The organism is Arthrobacter sp. ok909, assembly GCF_900104405.1.
GTDB lineage: Bacteria > Actinomycetota > Actinomycetes > Actinomycetales > Micrococcaceae > Arthrobacter > Arthrobacter humicola.
The window spans coordinates 48731-68987 of sequence record NZ_FNJS01000002.1; the positions used below are offsets into that span (position 1 = coordinate 48731).

A 20257-nucleotide genomic window follows, 5' to 3' on the forward strand; every position below is an offset into this window, starting at 1 on the left:
GTATTCCGAGCCGCAGCACTAATTCCCGGTGTACCGGCGGCCCGGGCGGAAGGATGGCCCCATCATGACTGACTTCATCACCCTCGATCCGCCGGCGGCACCCGCGCACGGCAAGGGGGAAATCGTCCTGGAGGTCCGGGACCTCAGCGTGGATTTCGGCGTGGACAAGAAATGGGTCCCGGCCGCGATCGGCCTGAACTACGAGGTGCGGGCCGGCGAAGTGCTCGCCATCGTGGGGGAGTCCGGCTCCGGAAAGAGTGCCAGTTCAATGGCGCTGCTGGGCCTGCTGCCCAGTAACAGCCGTGTGACCGGAAGTGTCAAGCTCGCCGGCCGGGAGCTGCTGGGGACCAATGAGGCCAATATCCGGGCCGTCCGCGGCAAGGACGTCGCGGTGATCTTCCAGGAGCCGATGACGGCACTGAACCCGGTCTACACCGTGGGGTCGCAGATTGTGGAGACTGTGCGTCTGCACAACGAGGTTTCCCCGGAAGAAGCGCGGCTCAAGGCCCTGCGCATGCTGGAACTTGTCGAACTGCCCGATCCCGAGAAGGCCTTCCGGTCCTACCCGCACCAGCTCTCCGGCGGGCAGCGCCAGCGCGCCATGATCGCGCAGTCGCTCTCCTGCGACCCGAAGCTGCTGATTGCCGACGAGCCCACCACGGCCCTCGATGTGACCGTCCAGGCCGAAATCCTTGACCTCATGCGCAACCTGCGGAACAAGCTGGACAGCGCCATTGTGCTCATCACGCACGACATGGGCGTGGTGGCCGACCTCGCCGACCGGATCGCCGTCATGCGCCGGGGACTCATCGTGGAGACGGGCACCGCGGCGCAGATCTTCCACAACCCGCAGCACGAATACACCCAGGCCCTGCTGGCCGCGGTCCCGCACCTGGGCCAGGGCGGTTCGGATTCGGTGCCGGACGTCGATGTCACTGCCGCCCTCGCCGCCGCCACCCACGCCGAGATCCTCTCCATCCCGGAAGACGAGCTGATCCGGCGGGAGCGGGCGAACGCCGCTGCCCTGGCTGCGGCCGAGGCCGCCAAGCCAAAGGGTGAGCCGGTCCTTGAACTCACCGACGTCGCCATCGACTACCCCAAGCAGGGCCGGGTGCCGGCCTTCAGGGCTGTGGAGGGCGCCAACCTGGTCATCTACCCCGGGCAGGTGGTCGGCCTGGTCGGCGAGTCGGGCTCCGGCAAGACCACCATCGGCCGGGCCGCCGTCGGCCTTCTGCCGGTGGCTGCGGGCACCATGCGGGTTGTCGGGCAGGACATTTCCGCCGCCAAGAAGAACGGCCGGCAGCTCCACGAGATGCGCCGGCATGTCGGCATGGTGTTCCAGGACCCGTCCTCGTCCCTGAACCCCAGGCTCCCCATCGGGGAAAGCATCGGCGAACCGATGTTCCTCGCGGGCGTCGCGAAGGGCGCCGAGCTGCAGCACCGGATCGAGGCGCTCCTGGACCAGGTCGAGCTTCCGCGGGACTACCGCAACCGCTACCCTCACGAACTCTCCGGCGGCCAGAAACAGCGCGTCGGGATCGCGCGCGCCCTCTCGCTCAAGCCGAAGCTCATGGTCGCCGACGAGCCCACCTCGGCCCTGGACGTCTCCGTTCAGGCCAAGGTGCTCGATCTCTTCCAGAACCTGCAAAAGGAACTGGGTTTCGCCTGCCTCTTCGTCACCCACGACCTCGCTGTGGTGGACGTGCTCGCGGACCGGATCTGCGTCATGCAGCGCGGCAGGATCGTCGAACAGGGGACCCGGGACCAGATCCTGCGCAACCCGCAGGAGCCGTACACCCAGCGGCTTCTGGCCGCGGTTCCGCTGCCGGATCCGGAAAAGCAGCGCGAGCGCCGCGAGCTGCGCGCGCAGCTGCTGTCGGGGGCCAGCTAAGGTGTGCCCCGGGGGCTGAAAACCGCCCGTTTCGAGTTAATCCAGAGTAACCCGGATCACAGTTCGGGCGAATACTACCAGCCGGTAGCGTGTGACTTGAAATACTTTTCGCGTGACGCTAGCAGTCATGAGGTTGTCGGATCACGGTTTGGCAACGGAGTTCCAACATTTGGACATTTTGGGGCTAGGCTACTTCCTTATGTAGGCCACGTCACAGGGGATACCCCTGTGCCTGCCTTCGGGGAAGCATAAGTTTTTCCCTCACGAACTCCCACAACTCATAGGAGGCGGAATGCGTTTTTCGCGCACTTCCAAAGCACTGGGCATGGTGGCTATCGCCGCCCTCGCCCTGACCGGATGCGGTGCCAGCGGCTCCGCAGCCGGTAGCGGCAGTACCGGCGGCGACACCAGCAAAGTGATCCTCGCCGACGGCTCCGAACCCCAGCGTCCCCTGATGCCGGCCGACACCAACGAGGTTGGCGGCGGCAAGGTCATCGACATGATCTTCGCGGGTCTGGTCAGCTACGACGCCGGCGGCAAGCCGGTCAACGAACTCGCCGAGTCCATCGAGGGCAAGGACGGCCAGCACTTCACCATCAAGATCAAGAAGGACCAGAAGTTCACGAACGGCGAGGCCATCACGGCCAAGACCTTCGTCGATTCCTGGAACTTCGGTGCCGCAGCCAAGAACGCACAGCTCAGCGGAGGCTTCTTCGAAAGCATCAAGGGCTACGACGAGGCCAGCGCAGAAGGCTCCACCGTCGACACCATGTCCGGCCTGAAGGTCGTTGACGATCAGACGTTCACCGTCGAACTGAAGCAGCCGGAATCCGACTGGCCGCTTCGCCTGGGCTACACCGCGTTTGTTCCGGTTCCCTCCGGCGCCCTGAAGGACCCGAAGGGCTTCGGCGAGAAGCCGGTCGGCAACGGCCCCTACAAGCTTGCGGACGGCGGCTGGCAGCACAACGTGCAGATCCAGCTCGTTCCGAACCCGGACTACAACGGCCCGCGCAAGGCCAAGAACGCCGGCGTGACCTTCAAGATCTACCAGAACGACGACGCCGCCTACCAGGACCTGCTGTCCAACAACCTGGACATCCTGCAGACCATCCCGACCAGCGCGCTGAAGAACTACCAGTCTGACCTCGGCGACCGCACCATCAACAAGCCGTACGCCGGCAACCAGACCATTGCCATCCCGGAATACCTGCCGGAATGGAGCGGCGACGCCGGCAAGCTCCGCCGCCAGGCGATCTCCATGGCGATCAACCGCGACGAGATCACCAAGGTGATCTTCAACGGCGCACGCAAGCCCGCCAAGGACTTCACGGCTCCCGTGCTGGACGGCTACAGCGACTCGATCCCGGGTGCTGACAACCTGAAGTTTGACGCCACCAAAGCCAAGGACGCGTGGGCCAAGGCCGACGCCATCCAGAAGTGGGACCCCAACGAGACGTTCACCATCGCCTACAACGCCGACAAGGGCGGACACAAGGCGTGGGTTGAAGCAGTGGTCAACCAGCTCAAGAACACCCTCGGCATCAAGGTTGAAGGCAAGCCGTACGCCACCTTCAAGGAAGCCCGCAACGACGCCACCGCCAAGACCCTCACCGGCTCCATCCGCGCCGGCTGGCAGGCAGACTACCCGTCGCTGTACAACTTCCTCGGCCCGATCTACAAGACCGGTGCCGGCTCCAACGACGCCAACTACGCCAACCCGACGTTCGACAAGGCCGTCTCCGACGGCCTGAACGCCTCATCGGTCAGCGACGGCAACAAGGCAATGAACAAGGCCCAGGAGATCCTCCTGAACGACCTGCCGGCCATCCCCCTGTGGTACCAGGTTGCCCAGGGCGGCTGGAGCGACAAGGTCAGCAACGTTGATTACGGCTGGGACGGCGTCCCGCTGTACTACAACGTTACCGGCAAGTAACACCTAAACGACGGCGGGGGCCGCCCTTTTTGGGGCCTCTGCCGTCGTCGTGCTTTTCGCACTCCTTATCTTCTTGATGCCCGGCTTTTCGGGCGAACTTTTCGCAGCCCTGCCGCCGTGAGTGAACCGGCGCCGGCCTGCATCCATAGTGAAAAGGTTCTTTGATGAACAACTCCGCCGCATCCCTGGACAGGATGCCTGCCAACGAGGGTGTGACTCGCTGATGTCGACCTACATCCTCAAGCGTTTCCTGCAATTGATTCCCGTCTTCCTAGGCGCAACATTGCTGGTCTACTTCCTGGTCTTCAGCCTGCCCGGCGACCCCATCGTGGCATTGTTCGGCGACAAGCCGGTCAACGCGGCCGTGGCCGCCAAGCTGCGGGAGCAGTACCACCTGGACCAGCCGTTCTGGATGCAATACCTGCTCTACCTCAGGAGCATCTTCACGTTCGACCTCGGCCAGGACTTCTCCGGCCGCCCCATCGCAACCGTGCTCGGCGAGGTCTTCCCCGTCACGGCACGGTTGGCCATCATGGCGCTGATCTTCGAGGGTGTCTTCGGCATCGTCTTCGGCCTCATCGCAGGCCTGCGCAAGGGCAAGTTCTTTGACGCCACGGTCCTGATCGCCTCGCTGGTCGTGATCGCCATTCCGATCTTCGTCCTGGGCTTCCTGTTGCAATTCACCATCGGCGTCCAGCTGGGCTGGGCCAAACCGACCGTTAGCTCCGCCGCGACCGTCCCGGACCTCATCTTGCCGGCGATCGTGCTGGGACTGGGATCCTTCGCCTATGTCCTGCGTCTGACCCGCACGTCCGTCATCGAAAACATGAACGCCGACTACGTGCGCACCGCCACCGCCAAGGGTTTGTCCCGGTTCCAGGTGGTCCGCGTCCACATCCTGCGCAACTCGCTGATTCCGGTCATCACGTTCCTGGGCGCCGACCTCGGTGCCTTGATGGGCGGTGCGATCGTTACCGAGGGCATCTTCAACGTCCCGGGCGTGGGCAACCGGCTCTACCGGGCCGTCCTGTCGGGCGAAGGCCCCACCGTGGTCTCGATCGTCACCGTCCTGGTGCTGATCTACTGCCTGTCCAACCTGCTCGTTGACCTGCTTTACGGCTGGCTTGACCCAAGGATCCGTTATGACTCCTGAGAACATCACCGCACGCAACGCCGTTGCCACCCGTCCGGCCCGCCGGATCGAGCACTTCGTAGCCGATGTCTCCGAGACCCCGCTCCAGGTAACGGACCGGGTCAAGGACGAAGCCGCACCGCTGAGCCTTTGGGGCGAGGCGTGGAAGAACCTGCGCAAGCAGCCGCTCTTCCTCATCTCCGCATTCCTGATCCTGGTGGTCGTGGCGGTCTCCCTCTTCCCGGGACTCTTCTCGCCGATCGACCCGACGTCGGAGGCATGCCAACTGGCCAACTCCGACGCCGGCCCCGCCACGGGCCACCCCCTGGGCTTCACCCAGCAGGGCTGCGACGTCTACGCCCGCGTCATCTTCGGCACGCGCTCCTCGGTGACGGTGGGCCTCTTCACCACCATCGGTGTGCTGCTGATCGGCGGCATCTTGGGTGCCGTGGCCGGCTACTACGGCGGCTGGGTCGACTCCGTCCTTGCCCGGATCAACGACATCTTCTTCGCGCTGCCGCTGATCCTGGGCGCGATCGTGCTCATGCAGCTGCCGGCGTTCCGCACGAACCGGACGGTCTGGACCCTTGTGCTTATCCTGGTGGTCTTCGGCTGGCCGCAGATCGCACGCATCACCCGCGGCGCCGTCATCGAGGTCCGCAATGCCGACTTCGTCATGGCCGCCCGCTCGCTTGGCGTCTCGAAGTTCGGTGCCCTCATGCGCCACGTCCTGCCGAACTCGCTGGCTCCGATCATCGTCGTGGCCACCATCTCCCTGGGCACGTTCATCGTGGCCGAATCCACGCTGTCCTTCCTCGGTATCGGGCTGCCGCCCAGCGTCATGTCCTGGGGCAACGACATCCAGGCGGCGCAGTCCTCGCTCCGGTCCAACCCGATGCCGCTGCTCTACCCGGCCATCGCGCTGTCCATCACCGTCCTGAGCTTCATCATGCTGGGCGATGCCCTGCGTGATGCCCTCGATCCCAAAGCCCGCAAGCGATGAAAGGGGACACCATGAGCGCCTCAGTTGACTTCCAGGAAGCGGACTACGCCACCGAGCGTCCGCTGCTTGAAATCAAAGACCTGGCCATCGGCTTCACCACCAGCAACGGCGAGGTCAACGCCGTCCGCAACGCCCGCCTCACCATCATGCCGGGAGAAACCGTCGCGATTGTCGGCGAGTCGGGCTCCGGCAAATCCACCACGGCGCTGGCCGCTATTGGCCTGCTCCCGGGCAACGGCCGCGTCTCGGCGGGCCAGATCGTGTTCGACGGCGAGGACATCTCCAACGCCAGCGAGAAGCGGATGATCGAACTCCGCGGCAACAGCATCGGCATGGTCCCGCAGGACCCGATGTCCAACCTGAACCCGGTGTGGAAGATCGGCGACCAGGTCCGTGAGACGTTGAAGGCCAACGGCCTGCCCAGCGGACCCGACGACGTCGCGAAGGTCCTGTCCCAGGCAGGTCTCCCGGACGCCGCCAGCCGGGCCAAGCAGTACCCGCACGAGTTCTCCGGCGGCATGCGCCAGCGCGCGCTGATCGCCATCGGGCTCTCCTGCCAGCCCCGGCTGCTCATCGCGGACGAGCCCACCTCGGCGCTCGACGTCACCGTGCAGCGCCAGATCCTTGATCACCTGGACAAGATGACCACGGAACTGGGCACCGCGGTGCTGCTGATCACGCACGATCTCGGCCTCGCCGCCGAGCGCGCCGACCAGGTGGTGGTCATGTACCGCGGCCAGGTGGTCGAATCCGGACCCTCGCTGGAGCTGCTGCAGAACCCGCAGCACCCGTACACCCAGCGGCTGGTCGCCTCGGCGCCGTCGCTGGCGTCCCGGCGCATCCAGGCCGCCAAGGAACTGGGCGTGGAAACGGACGACATGCTCGCCCCCGCCGAAACCGGCGTGGTTGAGCCCTCCAAGAGCGACGAAGTCCTGCAGATCCAGAACCTCAGGAAGGTCTTCAAGCTGCGCTCGGGCCTGGGCAAGTCCACCGACTTCACGGCCGTCGACGACGTCTCCTTCAGCGTCAAGCGGGGAACCACGACGGCGATCGTCGGGGAGTCGGGGTCCGGCAAGTCCACGGTGGCCCAGATGGTCCTGAACCTCCTGACACCGACCTCAGGCAAGATCATCTTCGACGGCGTGGACACCTCCACTCTGAACAGCAAGGAGATCTTCGCCTTCCGGCGCCGCGTGCAGCCGATCTTCCAGGACCCGTACGGTTCCCTCGACCCGATGTACAACATCTTCAGGACCATCGAGGAACCGCTGCGGACCCACAAAATCGGGGACAAGGCCAGCCGCGAGAAGAAGGTCCGGGAACTGCTGGACCAGGTGGCGCTGCCGCAGTCCACGATGCAGCGGTATCCGAACGAGCTCTCCGGCGGCCAGCGCCAGCGCGTCGCGATCGCCCGTGCCCTGGCCCTGGACCCCGAAGTGATCATCTGCGACGAGGCTGTCTCGGCACTGGACGTGCTGGTACAGGCCCAGGTGCTGAACCTGCTCGCCGAACTCCAGTCCCGGCTCGGCCTGACTTACCTGTTCATCACCCACGACCTCGCAGTGGTCCGGCAGATCGCCGACCACGTGTGCGTCATGCAGAAGGGCAAGCTGGTGGAGACCGGGTCCACGGACGACGTCTTCGAATCGCCGCAGCAGGACTACACCAAGGCGCTGCTCAACGCGATCCCCGGCGCCGGCCTCATGCTGCCGCCGGAAGTCGCCTGAGCCCTTAAAACAGCTGACAGGTCCTGGCAGCAGATGCGCCTGGTAACAGCAGGCCTGCAACACCAAGTGCGCCTGTAACAGCAAGTAGGCCTGTAAATCTGTAACAACAAAGGAGCCGGTGTTCGCCCGTAAGGGCGCGCACCGGCTCCTTTGTCGTGCAGGTTCCCGTTGCTGCTTGCCGCGGGTCCGGGCCCGGCCTGACCGGGCCGGCGTTAGTGGGCCAAACCGGAGACGAGGCCGGCGTCCTGGTATTCAAGTCCCATGGACTCAAGCCGCTGGCCGAAGACGGCGCCGAGGGCCGCATGGCCCTGCCTGTTCAGGTGAACCCCGTCCGCCATCGAACCCGTGAGGTTGTAGCGGGTGAGCCAGTCTCCGGCGCTGACGAACGGCAGACCGTGCCGGCTCGCCACGGTCCCCAGCAGCGTGTCCACCTGGCTCCGGCGTCCTCCGCCGAAGCTGGCGCCACGCGCGAGCGTGCCGACCATGAGCATCCGCGCCGCGGGATAGCGCTGACGGAGGCTGGCGATCAGCCGCTCGGCGTTGGCGACGATCTGCGAGTCCGTGGCGCCGCGTGCGGCGTCGTTTCCGCCGCCTTCAATCACCACCAGGGGAGGGGTGCCGTACGGGAGCTTCCAGTCACCGCGCTGGAGCGCGTCAATGTAGTTGCCGGTCTTGCCGTTCGACGCCACGTAACCGGTGCCGCCCCGGCCGCAGAAGAAGACTTTGTACCCCGCCGCGGCCAGGCCCTGCCTGGGCCAGCCGAAGGACGGCTCCGATTGGGAGTCACCAATCAATACCGCGGTGTTGCTGGAGTCCTTGACGATCACCTCGTCGCGGCCGTTGGCAGGATTGCGGTAGATCGAACCGCCGGCCAAGTCTGCGGGATTGATTCCGGAACCGAGCCGAGTCTTTCCCGGCGGGCCTGCAGCCACCGGCACGCCTGCGCCGTTGGCTGCGCCACCGGCCTGGCCGGCCGCCCGCGGCGCAGCGGAAGTGCCCGCGTCGGACGCAGGTGAGGAAGAAGCCTGCCCGCAGCCGCCAAGAACTACGCCTACGGCGATCATCGTTGCGACGAAGCGGGACAGAGCCGAGGCGTTTCGCATGAATGTCTCCGGGCTTGCTTGCTGCTATGAGAGCAATGATGGGGTATGGGAGCGGGAAAATCCAGTGACTTTACTCACAGGTAACAATCAACTTTCGTTTGTCCTTCCGGCGCCGTCCACCTCGGCAGGGTCGGCCGCCGGATCATCGGACGTTCGCATTTTAGGCCAATAAATAGCCTAGCCCTTAGACTTGTATCAGGTGCCCTGTGTCGAAAGGGCGTATCCGTCGTGCGTTCCGGTTGGAAATGTCGCGATACCACAGCTGACTTCACCACTGAATCGAGCAATAACGCATGTCTGAAACCACCACCAACACCGCGGTAGCCACTGCATCGCGCAGTGACCTGCGCAACGTCGCGATCGTGGCCCACGTTGACCACGGCAAGACCACTCTGGTCGACGCCATGCTCAAGCAGACCAACTCCTTTGCCGAGCACAACCACCTCGAGGACCGGGTCATGGACTCCGGTGACCTCGAGCGTGAAAAGGGCATCACCATCCTGGCCAAGAACACCACGGTGGCCTACAACGGACCGTCCTCCCAGGGCGAGACCATCACCATCAACGTCATCGACACCCCCGGCCACGCCGACTTCGGTGGCGAGGTTGAGCGCGGTCTGTCCATGGTCGACGGCGTCGTCCTCCTCGTCGACGCATCTGAGGGCCCGCTGCCCCAGACCCGCTTCGTGCTGCGCAAGGCACTGGCCGCGCACCTTCCGGTGATCCTCCTCGTCAACAAGACCGACCGCCCCGACGCGCGGATCGAAGAAGTTGTCCACGAGTCCATGGACCTGCTCCTGGGCCTGGCCTCTGACCTCGCGGACGAAGTTCCGGACCTGGACCTGGACAAGATCCTCAACGTTCCGGTGGTTTACGCAGCCGCCAAGGTCGGCCGCGCTTCCCTCGAGCAGCCCGCCGACGGCACCGCCCCGGAGAACGAGGACCTCGAGCCGCTCTTCAAAGCCATCATCGAGCACATCCCGGCTCCGACCTACAACCCGGACGGTGTCCTGCAGGCGCACGTCACCAACCTGGACGCCTCGCCGTTCCTCGGCCGCCTCGCGCTGCTGCGCATCTACAACGGCACCCTGCGCAAGGGCCAGACCGTTGCCTGGGCCCGTGCCAACGGTGAGCTGAAGAGCGTCAAGATCACCGAACTGCTGGCCACCAAGGCACTGGACCGCGTTCCGGCCGAATCTGCCGGCCCCGGCGAGATCGTCGCCGTCGCCGGTATCGAAGACATCACCATCGGTGAGACCCTGACCGACGTCGACAACCCGCAGCCGCTGCCGCTGATCACTGTTGACGACCCGGCCATCTCCATGACCATCGGTATCAACACCTCCCCGCTGGCCGGCAAGGTCAAGGGCGCCAAGGTCACTGCCCGCCAGGTCAAGGACCGCCTGGACAAGGAACTGATCGGTAACGTCTCCATCAAGGTGCTCCCCACCGAGCGTCCTGACGCCTGGGAAGTACAGGGCCGTGGCGAGCTCGCGCTGGCCATCCTGGTCGAGCAGATGCGTCGCGAAGGCTTTGAACTGACAGTGGGCAAGCCGCAGGTTGTGACCAAGACGGTCGACGGCAAGATTCACGAGCCGATGGAGCACATGACCATCGACGTGCCGGAAGAGTACCTCGGCGCCGTCACCCAGCTCATGGCAGCCCGCAAGGGCCGCATGACCAACATGGCCAACCACGGCACCGGCTGGTGCCGCATGGAGTTCATCGTTCCGGCACGTGGCCTGATCGGCTTCCGCACCAAGTTCCTCACGGACACCCGCGGCGCCGGCATCGCGGCCTCCATCTCCGAAGGCTACGAGCCGTGGGCCGGCCCGATCGAGTACCGTACCAACGGTTCGATGATCGCCGACCGCGCCGGTGTTGTGACCCCGTTCGCGATGATCAACCTGCAAGAGCGCGGCTCCTTCTTCGTCAAGCCCACCTCCGAGGTTTACGAAGGCATGATCGTGGGCGAGAACTCCCGCGCCGACGACATGGACGTCAACATCACGAAGGAAAAGAAGCTCACCAACATGCGTGCAGCTTCCTCGGACACCTTCGAGAACCTGACGCCGCCGCGCGACCTGACCCTCGAAGAGTCCCTCGAATTCGCCCGCGAGGACGAATGCGTGGAGGTTACCCCGGATTCCATCCGCATCCGCAAGCTCATCCTGGACACCAACGAGCGTGCAAAGGCCAACCGCGCCCGCGCCAAGGTCTGATCCCGGTCTCCGGGCTTCGGCTGAAACGTGACTAAGAGAGCTGCCGGTATGGCGGGCGGCATTGCCGCCGCCGTGCCGGCAGCTCTTTTTGTTGCCCTGGCCGGCACCGCCCTGCACCGGCACGATCTGTTTCTGGCCGGCGTGCAGGTTCCGTGGGGCGCGGCCGCGGCCTTGCTCCTGCTGGGCTCGGCCGAGCTCTGGCTCGGGGCCGCGTTCCGTTCCGTCCTTCCGATAGCGGTCTGCGGACTGCTCTGCTACGCCCTGACCGGGTGGTGGTCCACCCTGGAAACGGGCAAGCGCCTGGTCATCGGAGATACTGCGGGCAACATCTGGGTCTTCGGCATCGCCGGCATCACCGTGGCCATGCTCGCCTGGTGCCGGCGGTACCGGCTGCCCGCGGGCTAAGCGCGCCCCTCCTTGATCCCTCCTCCGGCTCCCTGCACCCGCTCCCTGCACCCGCTCCCTGCACCCGCTCCTTGCACCCGCTCCTTGCACCCGCTCCTTGCACCCGCTCCTTGCACCCGCTCCTTGCACCCGCTCCCTCCACGGGACATGCTCATTTTTCGCTCGCTCGAGTGGGCACAATGGCATCATGTCCAGCGCAAGGCTGCTTCGCGGGACATGCTCAGTCCTCACCGGTGGACATGCCCTGTCCTACTTCCGGTGCACGGACATGCCCACCGTCACTCCGGGTCGACGTCCTGGCAGCAATGGCTCTGCGGTTCCAAGTTCTCCACATAGCACTGGATCGGACTTCTCGGGCGCGGCGTGCGACGCCACCATGGGTGGATGGCCAACATCATCGAAGTGCTTTCCAAGTACGACGGCGTCGCCCGCGCCAAATACATTGCAGCGGCGGGTGTCTCCGATTGCCAGCTCAAGTCCGCGATGGCGACGGGCGCCGTATCCCGCGTCGCCCGTGGCGTCTATGCGCTGCCCGGGGCTGACGCGCAACTGATTTCCATCCGCTCCCTTCCGGCAGAAACGGCCTGCATCACGGCGGCCCAGTTCGGCGGCCTATGGGTTCTCTCGGCCCCTGCCCAGCCGCACGTTTCCATCACCCACAGCCGGAGCTACCAGGGCTTCGTTTGTCACAGGTCGTCCACCCCGCCGACTCTCCTGGACACAGTCGTCCAATGCCTGCGCTGTTTGCCGGAACCCGAGGGGCTGATCATCGCCGAGTCCGCCGTCGTACTCAAGGGACTTCAGATTGGTGCCCTGCGCCGCCGGCTGGATGGCCGGAACGACGCAAGGGAGCGGCGCATCGTGTCGACCATCGTTCCGCAATCGCAGTCGCTGATTGAGTGCTTGGCCCGGTTTCATCTGCGGCGTGCCGGCTTCCACGTCGAATCACAGTTCAACGTTCCGGGCTTGGGGCATCTGGACCTGATGGTCGACGGCCGTCTTGGGATTGAGACCGACGGCGCCGGATTCCACATGGACAAAGTCAGCTTCGAGGAGGACCGACGGCGCTGGAACGTCACCACTCGCCGCGGAATTCCGACACTGATCGTGAGCTACCCGCTGCTGCGGGACCATCCTGAAGAATTCATCGCGATGGTCCGTGAAACCCTCAACAGGTTGTCAGCAGCCGCTTAGAGTCGGACGCAATTTCCGCCTCAATGCGTCCCGGCAGTGCGCCCTTGAGATAAGTCCTTTCACCATGGAACATGTCCTGCGCCGTGCCAGTCTGTCATTGGACATGTCCTGCGCCGTGCCAGTCTGTCATTGGACATGTCCTGCGCCGTGCCGGTCCGGCACTGGACATGTCCCTGGCTGCGTCGTTCCACCGTTGGACATGCCCCGCGCTGCCCGTTAGTGATGAACATGATGCCGGGATGTCCATGTCTGGCAGCAATGGGAGAGCATGTCCATCGGTTGCGGGCAATCAGCGGGGGCATGTCCAATGGTCGGAGCGAGGGGAGGACATGTCCACGGGGTGCGGGCAGGTAAGAATCGCGTGTCCATTGCCAGAGCCCGTGGGAGGACATGTCCACGGGGTGCGGGCAGGTAATAAGAAGCGCGTGTCCATTGCCAGAGCCCGGGGGAGGGCATGCCCATTGGTGGAGAAGCTGCGGCCGGATATGCTCGCGGCTGGCAACAAGGGGAGAGCATGTCCATCGGTTGCGGGCAATCAGAGGGGGCATGTCCAACGGTCGGAGCGTGGGAAGGGCATGTCCACTGGCCGGGCCGGTCAGGGCGCCGGCACCCGCGGGGCGCGGCGCGGCGGGGCCGGGGGGACTTCCTTGGCCGCCACGACGAGCGGGAGCGCAATGACAACGTCGGACCGGCGGGTGCGGACGGTGCACGCGCCGTCGGTCCGTTCCACGAGCTCGCCGAGCGCATCCGTCAGGCCGCCGTCGATCCGGTAGCGGACCACAACCCGGGTGCCGAGCGGGGCGCCGGAGAGGAACTGCTGGGGCAAGGGCAATGGCGAGCTCATCAGATCATAGTAAGACGAGGACCGTGTATGACGTCCCGCTAGGTTCGCGGGAACAGGCTGGGAGATAATAGGCTCAGAAGTCAGCAGCCCGGCGCTCAGGCCGGGCAAACCATCCGGCCGGTCGCCGGGAACCAACGTGGAGAGGCCAGGGACGTGACGTACGTAATCGCGCAGCCGTGTGTAGATGTCAAAGACAAGGCATGTATTGAGGAGTGCCCCGTCGATTGCATTTACGAGGGTGAGCGTTCCCTGTACATCCACCCGGACGAGTGCGTGGACTGCGGTGCCTGCGAGCCGGTCTGCCCCGTCGAAGCGATCTACTACGAGGATGACACCCCGGACGAGTGGGCCGATTACTACAAGGCCAACGTCGAGTTCTTTGACGAGCTCGGCTCGCCGGGCGGCGCCGCGAAGGTCGGGAACACCCACACGGACCACCCCATGATCGCCGCCCTGCCGCCGCAGAACCAAGACAACTAAGGCGGCGCTGCAGTGGCATCCGCGGTGCGCACTTTCGGCCTGAGCCTGCCCGACTACCCGTGGGAGGCCATGGCGCCCTATCTCGCGACGGCGTCCAGGCACGCGGCAGGAACCGTCAACCTGTCCATCGGCACGCCGGTGGACCCGACGCCGGCCCTCATCCAGGACGCGCTGCGCGCCGCCGCGGACGCCCCCGGTTATCCCACGGTGCACGGGACGCCGGCACTGCGGGAGGCGATCGCCGGCTGGTTCGAGCGCCGGCGCGGAGTGCCCGGGCTGGATCCGCAGAACGTGATGCCGACGGTGGGATCCAAGGAACTCGTCGCGTGGCTGCCGTTCCTGCTCGGCCTGAAGCCGGGCGACGTCGTGGTCCGTCCCACGGTCGCCTACCCCACCTATGACATCGGCGCCACCTTCGCCGGTGCCGAGCACGTCGCCGCCGACGACCTCGACGAGCTCGACGCCGGCACCCGCGCCCGCGTGCGGCTGGTCTGGGTCAACTCACCGGCCAACCCCACCGGCAGCGTCCGGGACATCGCTTCGTTGCGACGGATCGTCCGGCAGGCCCGCGAGCTCGGCGCCGTCGTCGCATCCGACGAATGTTACGCCGAACTCGGCTGGGGGGAGTGGGACGTCCAGCGCGGCGGCACCCCGGTCCCCAGCATCCTGGATCCGCAGGTCGCCGAAGGCTCCCATGACGGTCTGCTCGCTGTCTATTCGCTCAGCAAGCAGTCCAACCTTGCCGGTTACCGGGCCGCCTTCGTCGCCGGCGATCCGGCGATCATGGCGAACCTGGTCAACAGCCGCAAGCACGCCGGCATGATCGTCCCCTACCCGGTCCAGGAAGCCATGCGCGTCGCCCTGGGCGACGACGCCCACGTCACGGCGCAGAAGGACCTCTACAGGGGCCGGCGGGAGCGGATCGTCCCCGCGCTGGAGAGCTTCGGACTGACGATTCATGAGTCCCGCGCGGGCCTCTATTTGTGGGCCACCGCCGGCGAAGCGACGTGGGACACCGTGGGCAAGCTCGCGGACCGCGGAATCGTCGTTGGCCCCGGGGTTTTCTACGGCGACGCCGGCAACGGATTCATCCGGGTGGCGCTGACCGCAAGCGATGAGAGGATCGACGCCGCCGCGGCGCGGCTGGCCAACGGAGCGTAACAATGCTGTGACGCCTACCACATGTGGCGTCTTTTCGACGCTTTGGAGTCCTCTCGGATTAGTGCCACCCGCGAAGTGACGGTACTTTTTAACTGACGATCAATGGTGGCTTTCCACAAGAAGGCAGCGCAGCCTTTGGAAATCCTGTCCGCACAGGATCCGCGGGCAGCTTCACCAGATGTTGGACCAGCTTTCGACAGAGGCCCCGATGCCTCATGAGGAGACTCCATGACTGAAACCACCAGCGCAACCCTGCGCCATGCCGGCGGCGAGCTTGAGCTCCCGCGCATCAAGGTTGTAGAAGGAAACGAAGGCTACGACGTTTCCAAGCTGCTGAAGCAGACCGGCGCCGTCGCCTTCGACCCCGGTTTCATGAACACCGCGGCCACCACCTCGGCCATCACCTACATCGACGGTGATGCCGGTATCCTGCGCTACCGCGGCTATCCGATCGAGCAGCTGGCCCAGCACTCGAGCTTCCTCGAAGTCTCGTACCTGCTGATCTACGGCAACCTTCCGACCCCCACGGAGCTGGAGTCCTTCGACCAGCGGATCCGCCACCACACGCTGCTGCACGAGGAGCTCAAGGGCTTCTTCAGCGGCTTCCCGCGTGACGCCCACCCGATGCCGGTACTGTCCTCGGCCGTGTCCGCGCTCTCGACGTTCTACCAGGACTCGCTGGATCCGTTCAATGCCGAGCAGGTGGAAGTCTCCACCATCCGCCTCATGGCCAAGATGCCGGTCATCGCCGCCTACGCCCACAAGAAGTCGATCGGCCAGCCCATGCTGTACCCGGACAACTCGATGAACCTCGTGGAGAACTTCATGCGCCTCAGCTTCGGCCTGCCGGCCGAGCAGTACGAGGTTGACCCGGTCATCGCCAAGGCCCTGGACCTGCTCCTGATCCTGCACGCCGACCACGAGCAGAACTGTTCCACCTCCACGGTCCGGCTGGTCGGCTCCTCGAACGCCAACCTGTTCGCGTCCGTCTCCGCCGGCATCAACGCCCTCTTCGGACCCGCCCACGGCGGCGCCAACGAGGCCGTGCTGAAGATGCTGCGCCAGATCCAGGCCGACGGCATCAAGCCCGAGGACTACATGGAGAAGGTCAAAAACAAGGAAGACGGCGTCCGCCTCATGGGCTTCGGACACCGCGTCTACAAGAACTACGACCCCCGCGCCAAGATCATCAAGGCCACGGCCCATGAGGTCCTCAGCAAGCTGGGCGGCAATGACGAGCTCCTCGACATCGCCATGCGCCTTGAAGAGAAGGCCCTGGGCGATGACTACTTCATCCAGCGCAAGCTCTACCCCAACGTGGACTTCTACACCGGCCTGATCTACAAGGCCATGGGCTTCCCCGAGAAGATGTTCACCGTGCTGTTCGCAATCGGACGTCTGCCGGGCTGGATCGCCCAGTGGCGCGAGATGATCAGCGACCCCAACACCAAGATCGGCCGTCCGCGCCAGCTCTACGTCGGCGAACCGGAACGGAACTACCCTTCGGTGTAGCGCACCCGCCGTTTACGGCAGCGCCGCACAGCAAAGCACGACGCCGGCCGCGCACCTCCCGCTGAGGTGCGCGGCCGGCGTCGTACTTTGGGGCGGGCCGCGGTTCCGGCGCGCCTGGCTCCGGGCGCGCCGTGACCAGCCCCGTCGTGACCCGCGCTGTTGTGACCCCCGCCACGTGCGCGGGCGAACCGGTGTGCCCCGGGGCTGCAACGGCACGGACGTGCTAAAAAAGACCAGTGCCTAAATTTGTCGACGCCGCAATCCGGCGCCAGGAAGTAGTAGACGCAGTCTTCAGGATCATTGCCGCGGATGGTCTTGAGCGGGCCTCCCTGCGCGAAGTTGCCGATGAAGCTCAGCTGGCCGTCGGCTCGGTGCGGCACTATTTCGCCAGCAGTGACGAGCTGTTGTCCTACGCGTTCGCCGTTGTGGTGGACCGGATTCTTGGCCGCCTTACCGCCGCGGACGCCCGGGTGGGAGAGCCGCCGCCCGGCTCGGCCGAGCACCACAACGCCGTAGCCGCGCTGCTGGATGAGTTTCTTCCGCTGGACGAGGAACGGGCCGTGGACGCATGCGTGTGGATGGCCTTTAAGAACGCCGCCCGGACCAGGCCGTTCCTGGCCGCCGAGGCCGACCGCAGCCATCGTGCGGTGGCCGCAATAGTCGGCGGCCTCATCCTCGGCCTGGCCGCCGGGGCGAATGGCCGCGACAGTGACGACGCCGCGGCGGGGATGGACCAGCAGGTGCTCGTCACTGAAGCCGAGCTGCTGCTGGCCGTCCTGGACGGGCTGACGATGCACGCCCTCCTGCAGCCGGAGTGGATGACGGCCCGGATGTGCAAGGATGTGCTGGAGGCCCATCTCGAGGGCCTGAACCGCCGGATGGCGGACCGGGCCCCAGCCGTTAACGTGCGCTAACAACAGGAATAGACTGAGATAGTACGTCTTGCCAAGGGAGGCAATTGGATGCACCACACCGGCGGACCGGGCTGGCGGATCACCATGGATACATCTGGTCCCATGCTCATTGCCCTCTACGTTCGTGACGCCGCCGGACTGGATACCGCGGGGCATCCGGCACTGTGTCACGTGGCGCCGAAGATCCGAGCCTCAGACCATACACACCTGATCGCGGAGGTGGGCGGCACCGCCGTGCTCAAGACCGAGTGGGAGGCCTGGTGGGAGCAGTTGCTGAAGGCCCACCCGGACATGTCGCCTGAGCTCACCCCGCCGGGCTTCGGGTCGTTCAGCAATTCACCGGCGCTTCGCCGGGTGCTGCAGGCGCACTTCGGCGCCGCGCTGACGTGGGCCCGGGAACGCCGCGCGGAATACCTGTCCCTGGAAGCGGAGCGAGAATCCAACAGCAACAATGAGCTCCTGGCCGACATGGTGGAGGACCGATTGCTGGAAGTGGGCCGCCCGGCCCGGGATTTCAGCCTCACGATCATCGAACTCCCGCTGGCGGAGCCGCGGGCCTGGTACCTCGAGCCGGACAAGATCCTCATGAGCCAGGAGCTTTTGTCCGAGCCGGAACTGTTCCGCAGCTACGTCCAGCCGGTGGTCGATCTTCTCGTGTGAGCCGGCCGGCCGCCGCTAGCTGGCGGGCGTGTCGGCGACGGTCACACGGACCTGCCCGGCCGGGACCTGCGCCGGCTGCCAACCGTCGCGGGACTGCCGGTTCCATGCCTGGCCGTCCACCTCGACGCTGATGATGGAGAGCGCTTTGGCATTGGCTACGGCCCATTGGGCCACAGTCCAGGCCTGGGTGCCGTCGGCCTCCACGATCAAGGTCCGGCCGTCCGTCGACGTCGGTACGTCACCGAGCGCCGCGGTCAGCTTTGCGGTGACCGCGGCCGGATCCCCGGCGGTGTCGGGCGACCGCAGCGAACAGTCCAGGCCGGCGGGCGTCTGGCCGCTCAGTGCCGAGGCGAACGCGCGGGCCATCCCCTCATGCTGGGCGTAGGCACCCGGGTAGGCCGAGTGCTGGACCTGCTGGGCGGCGTCGGTGATGTCCAGCGATTGGTAGCCGGAGATCTCCACGAGCGCATCGTAGAACGCATTGCTGGCGTGGTATGGATCCATCACCTGCGCCGTGGTGCCCCAGCCCTGGGACGGCCGCTGCTGGAAGAGCCCCCGTGAGTCGGGGCCGGCCTGGTCGCCGTGGCCGATGTTGCGCAGCTTGGATTCCTGCATGGAGGTGGCCAGCGCGATGCTGGCGGCGCGGGCAGGAAGCCCGCGCCGGACCGCCACAGCCGTGATGAGGGCGGCGTTGGCCGCCTGGTCGGTGGCGAGGTCATCGCCTCCGCTGCCCACCGCCGTGCAGCGTTCGGTGATCAGCGTTTCCGAACGCTGCAGGAACGCCACCGCGGTGTAGATTGCGCCCGCAACCATCGCAAGGGTCAGCAGAAGGACGATCCGGCGTCGCCAGCTCCCACGTCGTGCCACGAAACTTACTCCCTCAGGCCCTAGCGGGCTGCGTCATCGGCTGCTTCATCGACGGGCGCCCCGCCGGAGCGGCCTTCACCGCCCGCCATACCGTACCAGCCGGTCCGGTCAGTTGGCGTGCAGGTCCGCGTTGAGCTCCACGGTCTGGCCCTTGCGGGGGAGCGCCTCGACGGCGCCGGTGGTCGAATTGCGGCGGAAGAGCAGGTTCGGAACCCCGGAAAGCTCCACGGCCTTGACTACCCGGCTGGTGTCCTCGCCTTCGGCATTCCGGGGGCTAATGACTCGCACGCGCGTCCCGGCGGTGACGTAAAGGCCCGCCTCCACCACGGAGTCGTCGCCCAGGCTGATGCCCACGCCGGAGTTGGCACCGAGCAGGACCCGCTCCCCGAGCGCGATCTTTTCCTTGCCGCCGCCGGAAAGGGTGCCCATGATCGAGGCACCGCCGCCGACGTCGGACCCGTCACCGGCGACGACGCCGGCCGAGATGCGGCCCTCGACCATGGAGGTGCCCAGGGTTCCGGCGTTGAAGTTCACGAAGCCCTCGTGCATGACCGTGGTGCCTTCGGCGAGGTGCGCGCCGAGCCGGACACGGCCGGCGTCGGCGATCCGGACGCCGGAGGGGACCACGTAGTCCACCATGCGGGGGAACTTGTCCACGCCGAAGACGGTGACGGCGCCGCGCTTGCGCAGGCGTGCCCGGGTGAGCTCGAAGTCCTCGACGGCCGCGGGACCGAAGTTGGTCCACACCACGTTGGGGAGCTTGCCGAAGATGCCGTCAAGGTTGATGCTGTTGGGCTGGACGAGCCGGTGTGAGAGCAGGTGCAGGCGCAGGTAGGCGTCCGCGGTGTCCGCGGGTGCTTCGTCCAGGTGGATCTGGGCGAATACGACCTTCTGCTCGGTGCCGCGGTCCGGGTCGGTGCCGTTGGCGGCGATATCGATCAGCGACTGGTCCGCGTTGGCCACGTCACGCAGGCTCGGCGCCGCGACTCCCAGCGCCGGAGCCGGAAACCACACGTCCAACACGGTGGCTTCACCATTGCGGGTGGATACGGTGGCCAATCCATAGCCGTAGGCAGAGCGGGCGTCAGAACGAGCGTCGGCGGGCACAGCGGAAGCAGCAGTTTCAGTCATGGCCCAAGTCTAACGAGAGCGTCCTCGCGCGCTGAAACGTGAGTCGCCCAAGTGACTCGCGGCGGGGGCCGTTATGAC

General features: G+C 65.8%; 17 protein-coding genes. 13 read left to right on the forward strand and 4 right to left on the reverse strand.

What is annotated here, in order from left to right; genetic code table 11:
* The first annotated feature begins 64 nt into the window (after window positions 1-64).
* From BLR03_RS02460 to BLR03_RS02480, 5 genes are all read left to right on the forward strand, one after another.
* A complete protein-coding gene (locus BLR03_RS02460; RefSeq protein ID WP_091248969.1) occupies window positions 65-1891 on the forward strand; it encodes an ABC transporter ATP-binding protein in 1827 nt (608 codons plus the stop codon).
* A 292-nt stretch (window positions 1892-2183) separates the two neighbouring features.
* Window positions 2184-3824, forward strand: a complete 1641-nt coding sequence (locus BLR03_RS02465; RefSeq protein ID WP_091248971.1) for a peptide ABC transporter substrate-binding protein — start codon at window positions 2184-2186, stop codon at window positions 3822-3824.
* 223 nt (window positions 3825-4047) lie between these two features.
* On the forward strand, window positions 4048-4977 hold the full coding sequence (locus tag BLR03_RS02470; RefSeq protein ID WP_091248974.1) for an ABC transporter permease: 930 nt from the start codon (window positions 4048-4050) through the stop codon (window positions 4975-4977).
* Window positions 4967-5959, forward strand: a complete 993-nt coding sequence (locus BLR03_RS02475) for an ABC transporter permease (RefSeq protein ID WP_091248976.1) — start codon at window positions 4967-4969, stop codon at window positions 5957-5959. Before BLR03_RS02470 ends, BLR03_RS02475 begins: the two co-directional genes overlap by 11 nt.
* An 11-nt stretch (window positions 5960-5970) precedes the next feature.
* On the forward strand, window positions 5971-7686 hold the full coding sequence (locus BLR03_RS02480; RefSeq protein WP_175460385.1) for an ABC transporter ATP-binding protein: 1716 nt from the start codon (window positions 5971-5973) through the stop codon (window positions 7684-7686).
* 212 nt (window positions 7687-7898) lie between these two features.
* Here the strand turns inward: BLR03_RS02480 and BLR03_RS02485 are convergent, their stop codons facing one another.
* Window positions 7899-8789 (reverse strand): SGNH/GDSL hydrolase family protein, encoded by an 891-nt coding sequence (locus BLR03_RS02485; protein WP_091248981.1) that lies wholly within the window; start codon window positions 8787-8789, stop codon window positions 7899-7901.
* A 293-nt stretch (window positions 8790-9082) separates the two neighbouring features.
* Here BLR03_RS02485 and typA point away from each other — a divergent pair, with 293 nt between their 5' ends.
* The 3 genes from typA to BLR03_RS02500 all read left to right on the forward strand — a co-directional run bounded on the left by typA (window position 9083) and on the right by BLR03_RS02500 (window position 12610).
* Window positions 9083-11011: a translational GTPase TypA gene (typA, locus tag BLR03_RS02490; RefSeq protein ID WP_091248983.1), complete on the forward strand. Its 1929-nt coding sequence runs from the start codon at window positions 9083-9085 to the stop codon at window positions 11009-11011.
* A 27-nt stretch (window positions 11012-11038) separates the two neighbouring features.
* A complete protein-coding gene (locus tag BLR03_RS02495; RefSeq protein WP_254788124.1) occupies window positions 11039-11416 on the forward strand; it encodes a hypothetical protein in 378 nt (125 codons plus the stop codon).
* Between the two features lie 384 nt (window positions 11417-11800).
* Window positions 11801-12610 carry a type IV toxin-antitoxin system AbiEi family antitoxin domain-containing protein gene (locus tag BLR03_RS02500; protein ID WP_091248986.1) on the forward strand — a complete coding sequence of 270 codons (810 nt, stop codon included), beginning with the start codon at window positions 11801-11803 and terminating at the stop codon, window positions 12608-12610.
* Between the two features lie 595 nt (window positions 12611-13205).
* Here the strand turns inward: BLR03_RS02500 and BLR03_RS02505 are convergent.
* On the reverse strand, window positions 13206-13454 hold the full coding sequence (locus BLR03_RS02505; protein ID WP_091248989.1) for a putative acetyltransferase: 249 nt from the start codon (window positions 13452-13454) through the stop codon (window positions 13206-13208).
* A gap of 153 nt (window positions 13455-13607) precedes the next feature.
* On the opposite strand from BLR03_RS02505, the gene fdxA reads away from it, so the two are divergent.
* The 5 genes from fdxA to BLR03_RS02530 all read left to right on the forward strand — a co-directional run bounded on the left by fdxA (window position 13608) and on the right by BLR03_RS02530 (window position 18181).
* Window positions 13608-13934, forward strand: a complete 327-nt coding sequence (gene fdxA, locus BLR03_RS02510) for a ferredoxin (protein WP_091248992.1) — start codon at window positions 13608-13610, stop codon at window positions 13932-13934.
* A gap of 12 nt (window positions 13935-13946) precedes the next feature.
* A complete protein-coding gene (gene dapC / locus BLR03_RS02515; protein ID WP_091248994.1) occupies window positions 13947-15095 on the forward strand; it encodes a succinyldiaminopimelate transaminase in 1149 nt (382 codons plus the stop codon).
* A 228-nt stretch (window positions 15096-15323) separates the two neighbouring features.
* A complete protein-coding gene (locus BLR03_RS02520; protein ID WP_091248997.1) occupies window positions 15324-16607 on the forward strand; it encodes a citrate synthase in 1284 nt (427 codons plus the stop codon).
* Between the two features lie 236 nt (window positions 16608-16843).
* A complete protein-coding gene (locus BLR03_RS02525) occupies window positions 16844-17521 on the forward strand; it encodes a TetR/AcrR family transcriptional regulator (RefSeq protein WP_091248999.1) in 678 nt (225 codons plus the stop codon).
* A 48-nt stretch (window positions 17522-17569) separates the two neighbouring features.
* Window positions 17570-18181, forward strand: a complete 612-nt coding sequence (locus tag BLR03_RS02530; RefSeq protein ID WP_091249001.1) for a hypothetical protein — start codon at window positions 17570-17572, stop codon at window positions 18179-18181.
* Between the two features lie 15 nt (window positions 18182-18196).
* Here BLR03_RS02530 and BLR03_RS02535 read toward each other — a convergent pair whose 3' ends face one another.
* Both BLR03_RS02535 and dapD read right to left on the reverse strand, forming a co-directional pair.
* Complete coding sequence (locus BLR03_RS02535) at window positions 18197-18994, reverse strand: hypothetical protein (RefSeq protein WP_091249003.1); 798 nt, start codon at window positions 18992-18994, stop codon at window positions 18197-18199.
* A 162-nt stretch (window positions 18995-19156) separates the two neighbouring features.
* The gene (gene dapD, locus BLR03_RS02540) at window positions 19157-20179 is read right to left on the reverse strand and encodes a 2,3,4,5-tetrahydropyridine-2,6-dicarboxylate N-succinyltransferase (protein WP_091249006.1); all 1023 of its coding nucleotides are present in this window, start codon (window positions 20177-20179) and stop codon (window positions 19157-19159) included.
* Window positions 20180-20257 lie beyond the last annotated feature (78 nt).

What these genes read in the sequence shown, in the direction of transcription:
- BLR03_RS02460 (WP_091248969.1), top strand. Translation starts at nt 65, where the DNA reads ATGACTGACTTCATCACCCTCGATCCGCCGGCGGCACCCGCGCACGGC.
- BLR03_RS02465 (WP_091248971.1), top strand. Translation starts at nt 2,184, where the DNA reads ATGCGTTTTTCGCGCACTTCCAAAGCACTGGGCATGGTGGCTATCGCC.
- BLR03_RS02470 (WP_091248974.1), top strand. Translation starts at nt 4,048, where the DNA reads ATGTCGACCTACATCCTCAAGCGTTTCCTGCAATTGATTCCCGTCTTC.
- BLR03_RS02475 (WP_091248976.1), top strand. Translation starts at nt 4,967, where the DNA reads ATGACTCCTGAGAACATCACCGCACGCAACGCCGTTGCCACCCGTCCG.
- BLR03_RS02480 (WP_175460385.1), top strand. Translation starts at nt 5,971, where the DNA reads ATGAGCGCCTCAGTTGACTTCCAGGAAGCGGACTACGCCACCGAGCGT.
- BLR03_RS02485 (WP_091248981.1), bottom strand. Translation starts at nt 8,789, where the DNA reads ATGCGAAACGCCTCGGCTCTGTCCCGCTTCGTCGCAACGATGATCGCC.
- typA (WP_091248983.1), top strand. Translation starts at nt 9,083, where the DNA reads ATGTCTGAAACCACCACCAACACCGCGGTAGCCACTGCATCGCGCAGT.
- BLR03_RS02500 (WP_091248986.1), top strand. Translation starts at nt 11,801, where the DNA reads ATGGCCAACATCATCGAAGTGCTTTCCAAGTACGACGGCGTCGCCCGC.
- BLR03_RS02505 (WP_091248989.1), bottom strand. Translation starts at nt 13,454, where the DNA reads ATGAGCTCGCCATTGCCCTTGCCCCAGCAGTTCCTCTCCGGCGCCCCG.
- BLR03_RS02520 (WP_091248997.1), top strand. Translation starts at nt 15,324, where the DNA reads ATGACTGAAACCACCAGCGCAACCCTGCGCCATGCCGGCGGCGAGCTT.
- BLR03_RS02530 (WP_091249001.1), top strand. Translation starts at nt 17,570, where the DNA reads ATGCACCACACCGGCGGACCGGGCTGGCGGATCACCATGGATACATCT.
- BLR03_RS02535 (WP_091249003.1), bottom strand. Translation starts at nt 18,994, where the DNA reads ATGGTTGCGGGCGCAATCTACACCGCGGTGGCGTTCCTGCAGCGTTCG.
- dapD (WP_091249006.1), bottom strand. Translation starts at nt 20,179, where the DNA reads ATGACTGAAACTGCTGCTTCCGCTGTGCCCGCCGACGCTCGTTCTGAC.